General features: G+C 59.6%; 11 protein-coding genes and 1 pseudogene. 9 read left to right on the plus strand and 3 right to left on the minus strand.

All coding sequences use genetic code 11. The features are described 5' to 3' along the window. Positions 1-429, minus strand: a 429-nt coding sequence (locus AWB69_RS49195; RefSeq protein ID WP_231936988.1) for a hypothetical protein, incomplete at its 3' end; no start/stop codon positions are given. A gap of 86 nt (positions 430-515) precedes the next feature. Here AWB69_RS49195 and AWB69_RS05415 point away from each other — a divergent pair. The 5 genes and pseudogenes from AWB69_RS05415 (at position 516) to AWB69_RS05435 (ending at position 4,458) form a co-directional block, all read left to right on the plus strand. Beyond that, positions 516-779 carry a DUF4148 domain-containing protein gene (locus AWB69_RS05415; protein WP_063977754.1) on the plus strand — a complete coding sequence of 88 codons (264 nt, stop codon included), beginning with the start codon at positions 516-518 and terminating at the stop codon, positions 777-779. A 149-nt stretch (positions 780-928) separates the two neighbouring features. Continuing rightward, a pseudogene (locus AWB69_RS05420) lies at positions 929-1,252 on the plus strand (CidA/LrgA family protein); the annotation flags it as partial. Positions 1,253-1,374: 122 nt separating this feature from the next. Further along, positions 1,375-2,109, plus strand: a complete 735-nt coding sequence (locus tag AWB69_RS05425; protein WP_062082990.1) for an LrgB family protein — start codon at positions 1,375-1,377, stop codon at positions 2,107-2,109. 411 nt (positions 2,110-2,520) lie between these two features. Next, positions 2,521-3,258 (plus strand): PA3715 family protein, encoded by a 738-nt coding sequence (locus AWB69_RS05430; RefSeq protein WP_062082992.1) that lies wholly within the window; start codon positions 2,521-2,523, stop codon positions 3,256-3,258. A gap of 246 nt (positions 3,259-3,504) precedes the next feature. Beyond that, positions 3,505-4,458, plus strand: coding sequence for a lysozyme inhibitor LprI family protein (locus AWB69_RS05435; protein ID WP_062082994.1), 954 nt, complete (start codon positions 3,505-3,507; stop codon positions 4,456-4,458). 237 nt (positions 4,459-4,695) lie between these two features. Here AWB69_RS05435 and AWB69_RS05440 read toward each other — a convergent pair whose 3' ends face one another. Next, complete coding sequence (locus AWB69_RS05440) at positions 4,696-5,925, minus strand: LysR family transcriptional regulator (RefSeq protein ID WP_062082996.1); 1,230 nt, start codon at positions 5,923-5,925, stop codon at positions 4,696-4,698. A gap of 143 nt (positions 5,926-6,068) precedes the next feature. Between AWB69_RS05440 and AWB69_RS05445 the strand changes: the two genes are divergently transcribed. The 4 genes from AWB69_RS05445 to AWB69_RS05460 all read left to right on the plus strand — a co-directional run bounded on the left by AWB69_RS05445 (position 6,069) and on the right by AWB69_RS05460 (position 10,516). Further along, positions 6,069-6,920, plus strand: a complete 852-nt coding sequence (locus AWB69_RS05445; RefSeq protein WP_062082998.1) for an amidohydrolase family protein — start codon at positions 6,069-6,071, stop codon at positions 6,918-6,920. A 46-nt stretch (positions 6,921-6,966) separates the two neighbouring features. Next, positions 6,967-7,878 (plus strand): substrate-binding domain-containing protein, encoded by a 912-nt coding sequence (locus AWB69_RS05450; protein WP_062083336.1) that lies wholly within the window; start codon positions 6,967-6,969, stop codon positions 7,876-7,878. Positions 7,879-7,946: 68 nt separating this feature from the next. Further along, positions 7,947-9,305 carry a C4-dicarboxylate transporter DctA gene (gene dctA, locus AWB69_RS05455; protein WP_062083001.1) on the plus strand — a complete coding sequence of 453 codons (1,359 nt, stop codon included), beginning with the start codon at positions 7,947-7,949 and terminating at the stop codon, positions 9,303-9,305. A 170-nt stretch (positions 9,306-9,475) separates the two neighbouring features. Continuing rightward, on the plus strand, positions 9,476-10,516 hold the full coding sequence (locus AWB69_RS05460; protein WP_062083003.1) for a porin: 1,041 nt from the start codon (positions 9,476-9,478) through the stop codon (positions 10,514-10,516). A gap of 169 nt (positions 10,517-10,685) precedes the next feature. On the opposite strand, the gene AWB69_RS05465 is transcribed toward AWB69_RS05460, so the two are convergent. Then, positions 10,686-12,677: a beta-galactosidase gene (locus AWB69_RS05465; RefSeq protein WP_062083006.1), complete on the minus strand. Its 1,992-nt coding sequence runs from the start codon at positions 12,675-12,677 to the stop codon at positions 10,686-10,688. Positions 12,678-12,696: the final 19 nt, after the last annotated feature.

Genomic DNA, 12,696 nt, shown 5'->3' on the forward strand with positions numbered 1-12,696 from the left:
CGGCGAGCCGCAATCCTTGGGCGGGAGGGGCAGGCGCAACCCAAAAGCTCCATGGGAGTCGCTGCCGTGAACACCAATATCCATTGAACCGTTGTAGTTCTGAATTCCGCACTGTCCTGGCTCTATGGATTTGCCGTGGGAAATAGGACTCGCCCATCCAGACAGAGCCTTGAGCTGGGTTGCGTGCGCTACACCGACATTCTGCTTACAGATCACAAAAAATGATTCCAATATCGTTCCAACTGGAACGACCAGCAGAACTCTCATAAACACCAAGGAAGTAAATTGCAGGGGATGAAAATAGATCCTGGTTGGATGCCCGGGTTCTATCCTGGAGCGGTCGCGATACAAAAAGCAGATAACTCGCGAATAAAGGAAATTCTGCCCTGGTATTGCAAGAGCGTGCCGAGTCCTTGCAAGAAGCTTCAATGCCTTTCGAAGCGGCACGAAATCCCGGCGCCAACTGCATGATTCGATCGGCGTCGGGCACGTCATACACCATGCTGGAGAATATGATGAAAACTCTGACTTTGATTCCTATAGCCGCATTGGCGTTGTGCACCACGCTGGCCCATGCGGGCGACGACGCTGGCACCGCAAGTACGGCAACCGGCAGCAACGCATCTATGACGTCTGACGCAGTCGGCGGCACGCCCGAGGGCAGCAGCATGAGCGGTGCCCACGTTGGCAAGACTCGCGCGGAGGTCTATCAGGAATTGCAGCGCGCCCAGAAGGACGGCACGCTGGATCGCTTGAACGTGCTCTACGGCGGGCAGTGAGCAGATGCACGGGATGCCCGACGCTTTTTGCTCACCGCAATGATGACTAATGCCAACGGGTGAACAAGTTCTGGTGTGACGATTTGCGCCCACTTTGTCGTGCTTCGCCGGTGGCTCAACGTGTGCGCGTCCGAATCGAAGGTGAACCGATGACCAAAACGTTCGCTGTCCTTCTCGCCTACCAGTGCCTTGGCGAATTAATAGCCTACGCCGGGAACCTGCCGATTCCCGGCGCGGTTATAGGGATGATCCTGTTGTTAGCTTCCCTGAGTCTCCGCCCCGGCCTTTCATCCGCCATTGAGAGCGACGCTCTTGCCCTGCTTAGGATTCTGCCTCTTTTGTTCGTTCCAGCAGGAGTCGGCATCATGGTCTTTGCCGGCCGCGTGGCTCATGACCTGCTCCCGATAGCCGTGTCCGTTGTTGTGTGTACGGCGCTAACAATCGTCGTTGCCGCGCTTGTCGGCCAAGGCTTGTGCGCTTTATGGCCCCCGCGCGCTGCACCGCTTGCACCGCTGACAACATCGTTTGCATCGCCGCTCCATGCCGACGGAAACACGGCGCCTGCGGCTGCCGACATTGAGAAGGTTGATACGCCGTGAACGTTCATCAGAACATCGCGTCCGCGTGGGAATTTCTCGGAGCAACACCGCTTCTTTGGCTGACCCTCACGTTCCTCGCGTACGCAATCGCGCAGGTCGTCCACGGTTCGCTAGGAAAAAGTGCGCTCGCGAATCCCGTGTTAATTGCAGTAGCGCTTTTGATATTTGCCTTGCGTGAATCGAACACATCGTATGTCACCTACATGCGAAGCGCCCAGCCCATTCAATTTTTGCTCGGACCGGCAATCGTCGCGCTCGCTATACCGATGCACCGACAATTGCCTAAATTGCGCCGGCTAGCCCCACAGTTGGCTGGCGCACTTGTGGCGGGCTGTGCGACGGGCATCTCATCGGCCGTTCTAATCCCAAGGCTTCTGGGAGCCACGGGTCAAATACTTGCCACTATTGCTCCGAAGAGCGTGACGGCAGGAATTGCTATCCGTATTTCCGAGAAAATCGGCGGGTTGCCGTCGCTGACGGCCGTCCTTGTGATCATGACCGGCATCACTGGCGCGGTGATTGGCAGCGGCCTTTTGAGGTTGATTCACGTGTCGAGGCATGACCTGGGAGGGTTCGCACTGGGCGTCGCATCCCATGGAATCGGCACTGCTCGTGCGTTGCAGATAAGTGAAGAAGCCGGCGCATTTGCAGGCCTCGGGATGGGCCTGAACGGCATTCTGACGTCCTTTGTCCTGCCAATTATTTATCCGATCCTGAGCGGTTTTTCCTGACGCGACGGACCCACTTCGCTGCTTTATTTGCAGCACTCCTTCTGCTCACGCAGTCTTGGTGTGTTGCATCCACCGGTTGAGTCCGCACCGATGGCCCACCGGATGGCATCGTTCAACGAAGGGCCGCTTTCTGCCTTGAAACCAACTTTCGAATGTCCGAGCGACGGCGTCAATGAACGTCAGAAGGTGGCCGAACCAGGTCCGGCGCTGGGTCCGACTGCCCCGCTCTCCTTCAAGATGCGAACGGCATAAGGCGGCCCGGATCCGCTCTTGAAAATCACCCGAACCTAAGGTTCACAGAGTGAACGGTAGCGTCACTACGGCGTATCGCGCCCCTAAGTCTGCCTGATCTTGTAGAATTCCCGCGGCAGCGCATCGCTCACGTCCACCACAACCTCCGGCCACATACCCATGCGCACTCTCGTTGCATTGGCTTTCTTATGCTTGCCCCTTCTCGCACACGCGGACTGCAAAGAACGCTTTACCGAGTGGGCTCACACGCTGCAACCCGGCCGCGCTGTCGACGCCGACAATGCCGCTTGCAAGGTTTGGCCCGCGAATCCGGCGCAAACGCTTGCCGTGTTGCCGTTGCCCCAGAAAGGCGGGACAACCGATGAGACTGTCTATGATGTCGAGGTGCTGGTGGCGGACAGCAAGACGGGAGCGGTCATCGCTCACAGTTACGAACCCTCCGCCATTACGTCCGATGCGATAGGCCTGCAGAGCATTGCTCTCGACACCGCGCCTTGGCGGCTTACGCCTCAGGAACTTGCCTTTGGCGTAAGGAAGAGCTTCCAAAACTCGTCGCGAGTAAATCCCTTCGCGGATACGACGCTCAGTCTTTATGTCATCGACGAGCGCAAGCTTCGACGGGTGCTCAGCAATCTAACGACGCGACAAAGCACGGGAGATTGGGACGGCAACTGCGCCGGCCAGTTCTCCGATACGTCCCGCGCAATATCGGTCGGTCCAGCGGGCCGCGGCGGTTATGCAATGCTACTTGTCAGCGAAAAGACAGTCGACACGACCCACACGGTGGCCGGGGAACAATGTGCAAGCAAGGACAAGGCCGCCAGACGGGCCAGCTTTACAATGGAATACGATGGTTCGCACTACGGCGTTCCGAGTGGCCTGAGCGACGACCAATAGTCCTGCCGCGCCGACATCGCCAACGCGTGTCAATAACCCGGAGGCGCACAACTTTGCCGGCCGCCGCATCACTCTATCCACCTACGGCCGACCACCATGCTGCAGATGTCGCGCGTTGAGTGTCCGCATTCCAACCCTTGCTGTTCAGTGAAGCGATGGGTCCGTCGGCGCCTGATCGCTATCCGACAAACATTGATAGGCCACTTCGCAAACCAGCGACACCAGGCCCGGCAGGGACGTTACTTAATGATCGTCAGCCTGTCCGTTGCCTGTTTGGCGCCATCAATCGCGACGGCAGCAAGCTTTGACTGCGGCAACGCCAGAACCCGTTTCGAGAAAACGGTCTGCGCCGATCCGAAGCTATCGGCTCAGGACGCAGCGATGGCGCAGCGCTACGGTGCGGCCCTGCCATTACTTTCCGACCCGGGAAAAATGATCCTGCGCACCGGGCAGGAACAGTGGCGCAAAGTCGTGAAAGTCCTGTGTCTTGATAACAAGAGGGATGAAAACCCCGCCTCCTGCCTGCGACGGCAATACGCTGACCGGCTCGACGATCTGCGCAGCGCCGCCACTTCCATTGGTCCCTTCGTGTTCAGCCGAATTGACCATTACACGTCAATCGGGAAACAAGAAGTCACCGGCATGCCTTTGGAACAGCACACGGGCCTGCCAAGAATCGATCATCCGATTTCCCCGATAGCAGAACAATGGAATGGTGCGATAGTCCGATCGGCCGCGACAGCGCGAGCAAATTGGTGTTTCGGAGACGCCGAAACGTCCAGCGACCAGTTTGTGGGTTTCAGGGTCCAGTCAGCGACGCCGCATTTCATTAACGTCGAGATGTTCCACACTGAGCAATGCGCTGCGGGAGCGGCTTCCGTGACCATGAGCAACATTTCCTACTTGCTCAAGCCAACCCTGCATCGCCTCAAGACGGAGGACTTGTTCACACCGGATAGCGGATGGGAGGCCTTCTTACGTGATCGTGCCTCGCGGGAATTGAACGTCTCCCCCTTCTTTGCCGACGGAATCAGCAAGGACGTGCGAGATCCGACGGCGTGGTCCTTCACCAAGGAGGGCCTTCTTGTTTCGTTCAACCCCGGTGAGGCAGATGCAATAGCATCCGGCATTCTCGAAGTGACCGTACCGTGGACCGATTTGCATCGTTTGCTGGCGCCAGGAGCGCCGATCCCGCGATGATGCTCTAAATGCGGCCCGGCAGGATCTCGCTGGCCGATGCGCTCGCTCATGAACTTCACCGAACGTCCAGCGCCTCACAACGTTCCCCCCGTTACCCTTGATGACGCGGAATTGTGCACTTACCTGGTAACTCAGGCGTCCTGATGGCGGCAATTTCCGATTGTGGACGACCTATACACTCGTGCCGAAGGTCCGAAGCCAGCCGAACCAGGAACTCCGGCAACCACCCTCCTGCACTCAGAGCCGGGACGCGCATTCCTCACGCAGATGCTCGACGAATGCCTGCTGGACGGCGGTGCCGAGCCAGTCGGTACGCAAGGTGTACCCGACTGCCCGGCTCGCCTCAGGCGTCACCAGTTCCAACGCGACCATCTCGCTTCCCGGAGAGGCTTCGCGAATCAGCGCACGCGACAGGAGTGTGATGCAATCGCTTTCCACCAGCATCGCTATCATCATGGCGAGCGAGCTGGTCTCGACCACCAGCGGTGGCTTGACCTGCAGCCGGGCGAAGATCGAATCGATCACCGCGCGTCGCGGCACATTGCGCTGTGGCACGACCCAGTCGTAACCGGCAAGGTCGTGAGCCGCGATGGATTTCTGCCCGGCCAACCGATGCCCCTTGCGTACTGCAACCACGTAAGGATCGGCGAACAGTTCCGTCTCTTGCACGGACCCCATGAGGCGAGGCTCGCGCAGCCCGCCAATGATGATATCGATCGCGCCGGTACGTAGTTCGCGCAGCAGCCGTGCGTGGGAGCCTTCATCGACCGTGACGCGTGCAGCAGGATAGCGCTCGCGCAGCCGCTGGATGGCGCGCGCGACGAGGCGTGGCGGCAGCAACGGCAAGACGCCGATCGCCACTTTGCCGGTGAGCTGCCCACGGGCGTACGCCAGATCCTCGCTCGCCTGCGCGATCTCGTAGAGCGCCAGACTCAGACAACGCGCGAATTCAATGCCAGCGGGGTTCGCCGACACGCTGTGCACACGCCGCCGGTAGAGCGACATCCCGACGTTCTGCTCGATCTGACGCGCCGCCCGATGCACGGCCGGCTGCGAAATGCCCAATGACTGTGCGGCCTCTGCCGCCGATCCCGCGTTTGCAATCGCGATGTGGCAGCGCACCTGCGTATCGGTCAGGTGGCGGCAAATCTTGCCCGCGTTCGATGCCGCCGATTGGCCCGTCAGGCTCGCCACCGCACGCTCCATCTGGTCGAGCATGCGACGCACGCGCCGTTGCAGGATCACGCCCTCCGCCGTCAGTTCGCTGCCGCCGAAGCCGCGCTCGAACAGCTGACCGCCGAAACTCGCTTCCAGCTTGCTGATGGCGAGGCTCACCGCAGGCTGCGTGCGCCCCGCGCGGACTGCCGCCTGTCCTATCCCACCTGCTTCGCACACTGCATCGAACAGGAAGAGACGCCTTAATCGCGTCAGATCGTCATCCGATGACGTACCCCCTACTCCACCCATCGATTCTCCGGAATTGCTATGTGAAAACCCTTAGCTTAACCAAAATTTATGCCTTTCGGCGAACTTCATATTAAGGACTCCGGCTACATCTCACTTACAGTAACGCCCATTCGATCAATAAGTTTGCAGTCAGGAGCCGGTACATGCCCGTCGTCATCGACACGCACACTCATGCAATTTCCCCGGATAAACAACGCTATCCTCTCGCGCCGGTCGGTGGTCACCAGTCGGAATGGTCGGCAAAGCGCCCCGTCAGCTTCGAAGGCCTGCTCACGTCGATGGATGAAGCCGGCATTGACCGTGCGGTGGTCGTGCAGGCCTCGACGGTCTATGGCAACGACAATAGTTATGTGGTCGAAGCGGTACGCAGCCACCCCGGGCGTTTCGCAGGCGTGTTCTCGGTCGACGTGCTGGCAAGCGACGCCGTCACGCAGGTGCAGCGCTGGCTCGATGCAGGCCTCTCCGGGCTGCGCCTTTTCACAACCGGCAGCACGATGCCCGGCCAGGCGGGCTGGCTCGACGACGAGCGCTCGTTTCCGGTATGGGAATACGCGCAGCGCCATCACGTGTCGATCTGCCTGCAGATGACCGCGCAAGGCATTCCTGCGCTCCTGAACATGCTCGCGCGCTTTCCGGAGATCCGGGTGTTGCTCGATCACCTTGCACGGCCCGACCTCGCCGGCGGTCCGCCGTACGAAACGGCCTCACCGCTCTTCAGCCTCGCGTCGCATGGCGGTGTGTATCTGAAACTCACGAACCGTACGATCGCCGAAGCCGCACGCGGCGCTTCAACACCTGCTGCTTTCTTCCCGCGCGTGCTCGACGCATTCGGCGCACATCGCATCGCATGGGGCTCGAATTTCCCGGCTGCCGAAGGCGCGCTGCCGCAACTGCTCAGCGATGCCCGCGAGAGTCTTTCGATGCTGCCCGCCGACGCTCGCGAAGCGATCTTCGGCCGTACCGCCAGCACGATTTATCCAGCGCTCGCCGCTTGAACCGTGCTTGATGCATCCGTCTGGAATGAAACAGGAACACACGACCTTGAGCACCTCTACGCAACCGCTGCACCTGAAGATTGCACTGCACACCTATCCTCATACGCGAGCCCTGAAAGCCGGCGAACTGACCGATCCTGCCGTCGAATTGATATTTGAGGACGTCGAACCGATTCACCGTGCATTCGCACCGATGGCGCGCCGTCAGGCATACGACATCAGCGAATTGGCGATCGTCACGTATCTGCAGGCGAAAGCTTACGGCAAGCCAGTCGTGCTGTTGCCGGCCGTCGTCGCCGCGCGCTTCCAGCAGGGCTGCATTATTTATAATGCCCAGCGAGGCAAGCTCGATGCCGGCAGCCTCGCGGGCAAGAAAGTCGGCGTACGTGCCTACACGCAGACCACCGGCATGTGGGTGCGCGCCATTCTCGCGCAGACCTACGGCGTACCGCTCGATCAGGTCGATTGGATCACGATCGAAGGCGCGCATCTGGAGGAATATCGCGACCCGCCGTTCGTGCACCGCGCCGAACCCGGCAAACAATTGTTGCCGATGCTGCGCGCGGGCGAACTCGATGCCGTCATCCTCGGCAACGATTTGCCAGACGAGCCGGGCCTCGAACCGCTGATCGCCAATGCGGCCGCCGCCGACCGTGCGTGGTATGCCCTCCATCATTACGTCCCGATCAATCATGTTGTCGTGGTAACGAAGGCGCTGGCCGATGCACAGCCGCAAGCCGTGCGCGCGGTGTATGACCTGCTGTGCCGCGGCAAGGCATCAGTCGCTGCGGAGAACACCGGCAGGCCGGACAAGCTACTGTCCGGATACGAGGCGCTGCGCGGCCCGCTCGAGGAAACCCTTGCGTTCTGCGAGCAACAGCAACTGCTGCCGCGTAAGCTGAGTGTCGACGAAATCTTCGCCGACAGTCTCGCCATCCTGGGCGACGCCGCGCGCTAGAGCTGCATCCGTGCGTTTCACCATTTTTGAGCGAACCCGAATTCGCCGCCGCTTGACTAGGAGACACCATGAGCTTGCCCGGGAAATCCGCCGCCGCTAAACCCAAGGCACGTCAACCGTTCTACCGCGACCTGTCCTTCCAGGTACTGGCCGGTATGGCACTGGGCATTGTCACGGGTTACTGCTTCCCGAAGTTCGGCATCAATCTGCAGCCCGTCGGCGACGCATTCATCCGCGTCATCCAGATGCTGATAGGGCCGATCATCTTCTGCACCGTGTGCAGCGGCATCGCGGGCGCCAACGACTTCAAGAAGGTTGGCCGCGTGGCGATCAAGGCGCTCGTCTATTTTGAAGTGGTGACCTCGCTCGCGCTGGTGCTGGGCCTCGTGGTCATCAACCTGCTCAAGCCGGGTGTCGGCATGAACGTGGACATGCACAGCGTGCACTCCGCCGCCGTCGATGCGTACGTCGAGCAAGCGCACCACGTCGTCACCACGAGCGGATTTCTGCTGAATGTGATTCCGCACACGGCGATCAGTGCATTCGCCGGCGGCGACGTGCTGCAGGTGCTTTTCTTCTCGGTGCTGTTTGCGTTTGGCCTGGCCGCAATCGGCGAGCGTGCACAGCCGGCGTTAAAGCTGATCGATGCGGTATCAGGTTCGCTCTTCTGGATCATCGGCCTGACGATGAAGATCGCGCCGCTCGCCGCCTTCGGTGCGATCGCCTTCACTGTCAGCAAGTTCGGCTTCGGCACGCTGCTCTCGCTCGGCAAACTCGTCATCGAGTTCTACCTGACCTGCGCGCTCTTCATCTTGCTGATCCTCTGGCCGATCGCGAAGGTCAACGGCTTCAGTCTGCTGCGCCTGATGCGTTACATTGGTGCGGAACTGCTGCTCGTGATCGGCACGAGTTCGTCGGAGACAGTTTTCCCGCAACTGATCGACAAGCTGGAACGGCTCGGCTGCGAAAAATCGGTGGTGGGTCTGGTCCTGCCGACAGCGTACTCGTTCAATCACGACGGCACGTGCCTGTATTTCGCCGCAGCCGCCGTGTTTCTCGCTCAGGCCACCAACACGCCGATGACCTGGCACGACCAGGTGGTACTGCTCGCCGTCCTGCTGCTCACGTCCAAGGGCGCGGCCGGCGTGTCCGGCGCGGCAATTGCCGTGCTGGCAGCGACGCTTGCCGCATCGAACACGATTCCGGTCGAATCGATCGCCTTGATTCTCGGCATTCACAAGGCGATGTCCAGCGCATTCGTGTTCACAAACATAGTCGGCAATAGCGTGGCGACCATCGTGGTGGCGAACTGGGAAAAGGCGCTCGATCGCGTCGCGCTACGCCATGAACTGAAAACCGGCTTCAAGCAGGTGGACCCGCCGCCCGGGCGCCTCAGCCAGACGAGCAGCGCTCAGGCAGGAAACTGACAACAGATGCGCGGAGGCCGGCGGCGCAGACGAACGACCGTTGCCGCCTCGGCCCGAAGCCCATAACCGGAGTTTGAAAACAGTACATTTATTTAGTGATACGAAATTTATAGCTAGTCCCTGCCGTCACCGGGCGTTTCACCTATAAGACATTAAATCGGAGACATATTATGAAAAAAAGGGTTTGGAGAACCATTGGATTTGGATTGTCGGCTGCGGCCGGAACGCTGGGCGCAATGTCTGCACATGCGCAAACGAGCGTCCAGATATACGGTACGGTAGACGGCGGCATCCGTTACCAGACGAATACGGTAAAAGGCGGCGGCACCGTGCTCACGATGAATTCGAACGGCTACTACAGTTCGAACAAGCTCGGCTTCCTGGGGAAGGAAGACCTGGGTGATGGCTGGAACGCGCACTTCCAGCTGGAGAACGGCTTCAACCTCGGCAACGGACAATACGACAACACCACCGGCATAGAATTCAACCGGCAGGCGTTCGTCGGCATCGGAAATTCGAAATACGGGTCGATCGACCTCGGGCGCCAGTACACAATTTCGCACGACATCATTGGTATCTACGATCCATTCGGTTTCCACTTCACGCCGATCCTGCCGTTGACCACTGCCTCGGACGGCACGCGTAACAATAACGACATCAAGTACAAGAACGTCTTTGGACCCTTGCTGTTCGAAGCAGACAATTCGCTCGGCGGCGTAGCCGGCGATTTCAGCAGCGGGGCGACGCGCTCAGTCGGCGCGAGTTATGACGCGGGCCCGGTGAGCTTCGGCGGCGTGTACGGGCATCGCAGCATACTGACCGGCACGACCTACATTGGCGATAGTTATTACATGGGCGGCGCCGGTTACCGGATCGGCCCGGTACGCGTGTCGGGCGGCTTCATGTCCGAGGATCTGCAGAATCCGGTGGGTCCGCACCAGGTGACCAACAACGCCTTCGGCGGTCTCGCCTGGACCATCACCCCGGCCATCGTTTTCGATGGCGGCTACTATCAGACCACTGTATCGAATGACAAGGCCAGCCGCCGCGGAATATCGATCATTTCGCTCGCGTATCTGCTGTCGAAGCGCACCACGCTCTACAGCGAAGTCGATTACACGTCGTATAAGCACGCGGTAGTCAGCACCCTGAACCCGGCGGGCACGCCCAGTCAGACAGCCGTCACGGTTGGTATCGACGTCCTGTTCTAGTACGTTAGGCTCGTACCCGGGAGCTACGCCACCCAGTGCTCGGGTCTTTACAAAACGGCTAACCCATCCGCAAATACGATACAGAGACCGCGCGCGGCGTCGCGAATCCTTTCGAACCAACGTTTTGAAGTTGACAAAGCCGGCGGGGTTGCCGGGGCGAGACACCGCGTTAGATCCTGACGACCGATTGCAGGATCTCAACTCCCATGGCCTCAAGCACCAGATACTTCGGCGCGGCAAGCTGACTCAGCACGCTTAGATAATCACCCTCCGGCAGTTCAACGACCTGCTCGCTCCTGGTCAGGTTGAGCACGAACAAAAGACGTCGCTCGCCGTCAGTCCGAGCGGAAACTTCGACTCCCGCCGGGAGATGCGGCATCAACGGGACATTCAGGCCGGTCAAAATCCCCTCAAACCACGCCTTGTACCCGTCGTCCTTAAGCACCGTGCCAAGATAGTAGGTCTCCCCCTTGCCGAAGCGGTTTCTCGTCACGGCTGAGCGGCCCGCAAAGAACTCGCTCGCGTATGTGCCCACTGTTCCGGCCGTAGTCGGTGTGAGGACATCGCACCACTGCGCGCATTCGAACGTACTGTCTTCAGCGAGCGAGACGAACTGCGTGTCATGACCCACCGGGTCATACTCATCGACCAGCACGCCGGCAAGCTCGCTCAATGGTCCGGGAAGCTGCGTCGGCAGACACACGTTATTCATGTTCTTGACGCCGGTCCGGGACGTCAGGATCAGCGTTCCACCTCCCGCAACGTAGTCGGTCAGCGTCTTGACGATGGCGTCGTTGACAAGAAACAGGAACGGCGCTACGACCAGCTTGTATTGATGGATATCGGAGGTCCAGTTGATCACATCGGTACCGACACCAAGCCGGAGGAAAGCCCGATGTATTTGCTTGAGGTTGGCCAGATATTCGAATCCGTCGGACTGCGGCTGAATCGTCAGTGCATTGAGCTGATCGTGCGAGAACAGGATCGCGACGTCATTGACCACGGTCGTTCCATCCAGCAGAGGCGACAACCGTCGTGCTTCTTCGCTGAAGCGGGCGAACTCGTCGAAGCGCCGCCCCGGTTTGCCATGATGATCGTGCAATCCATGCCAGAACTGTTCGGCGCCAATGCGAGCGGTCCGCCATCGAAACTGAACGATCGCATCAGCCCCACGCGAAACACTTTGCCACGCGTGCGCGCGGATCATCCCCGGATAGGGCGTTCGCGACATGGGATGCCAGCAACCCGGCGTGCCGCTCAATTGCTCCATCACCCAGAAGTTCTTTTGTTTCAGGCCGCGCGTGAGATCGAGCGTAAGGGCGCCGTGATAGACGCGCGACTTGCTGTCGTTGGCGAGATCGGTGCTCGGGTAATAATCGACCGATGCGAAATCCATGCTGTCGAACAGGTCGTAGTAGTCGTTGACGACCGGATAACCCCACAGGTTATGCGTGATGAACTGCCTGCTGCAATTTTCCCGAATGATGCGCGCCTGGAAGCGGTTGAAATCTGCCACGGAGTCCGAACAAAATCGCTTGTAATCTAGCAGATAGGACGGGTTCATATGAGGTGAGCCGCCCAGCGGCGTGCTCACCTGGGACCAGTCGCTGTACTCGCCGCTCCAAACAACCGTGCCCCATGCCCGGTTCATCGTTTCGAGGTTGCCGTATTTCTTCTGCAGCCAAAGACGAAAGTCGCTGATGGCGGCGTCGCTGTGACTGTCGTTGCCGATCATCTCGTTGTCGGTTTGCCATCCAATGACGTGCGGATTCTTGCCGTAGTGCCCCGCCATTTTTTCAACAATGATCTGCGTGTACCGGCGCAACGACGGACTGTTGTAGCAGCGATGCAAGCGCACGCCGGGATAGACCGGCTGACGCTTGTTGTCCAGCGGCAGGACGTCCGGACATTTCGCTACCAGCCAATTAGGCGGCGTCGCGGTGGGCGTACCGATAACCACCTGGATGTCATGCTGTCCGAGCGTATCGATAGCATCATCGAGCCACGCAAAGTCGAATTGCCCTTCAGTTGGCTCCAGACGTGACCAAGCGAATTCTGCAAGCCGCACGAGCGTGATGCCTGCGGCTTGCATGCGCGCTGCATCCTCTTCCCAGATCGCCCGCTCCCAATGCTCCGGATAGTAATCAACACCGACCTTCATAAACGTTTCCTGGTTTGAA

The sequence above is a fragment of the Caballeronia udeis genome, assembly GCF_001544555.2.
Lineage (GTDB): Bacteria > Pseudomonadota > Gammaproteobacteria > Burkholderiales > Burkholderiaceae > Caballeronia > Caballeronia udeis.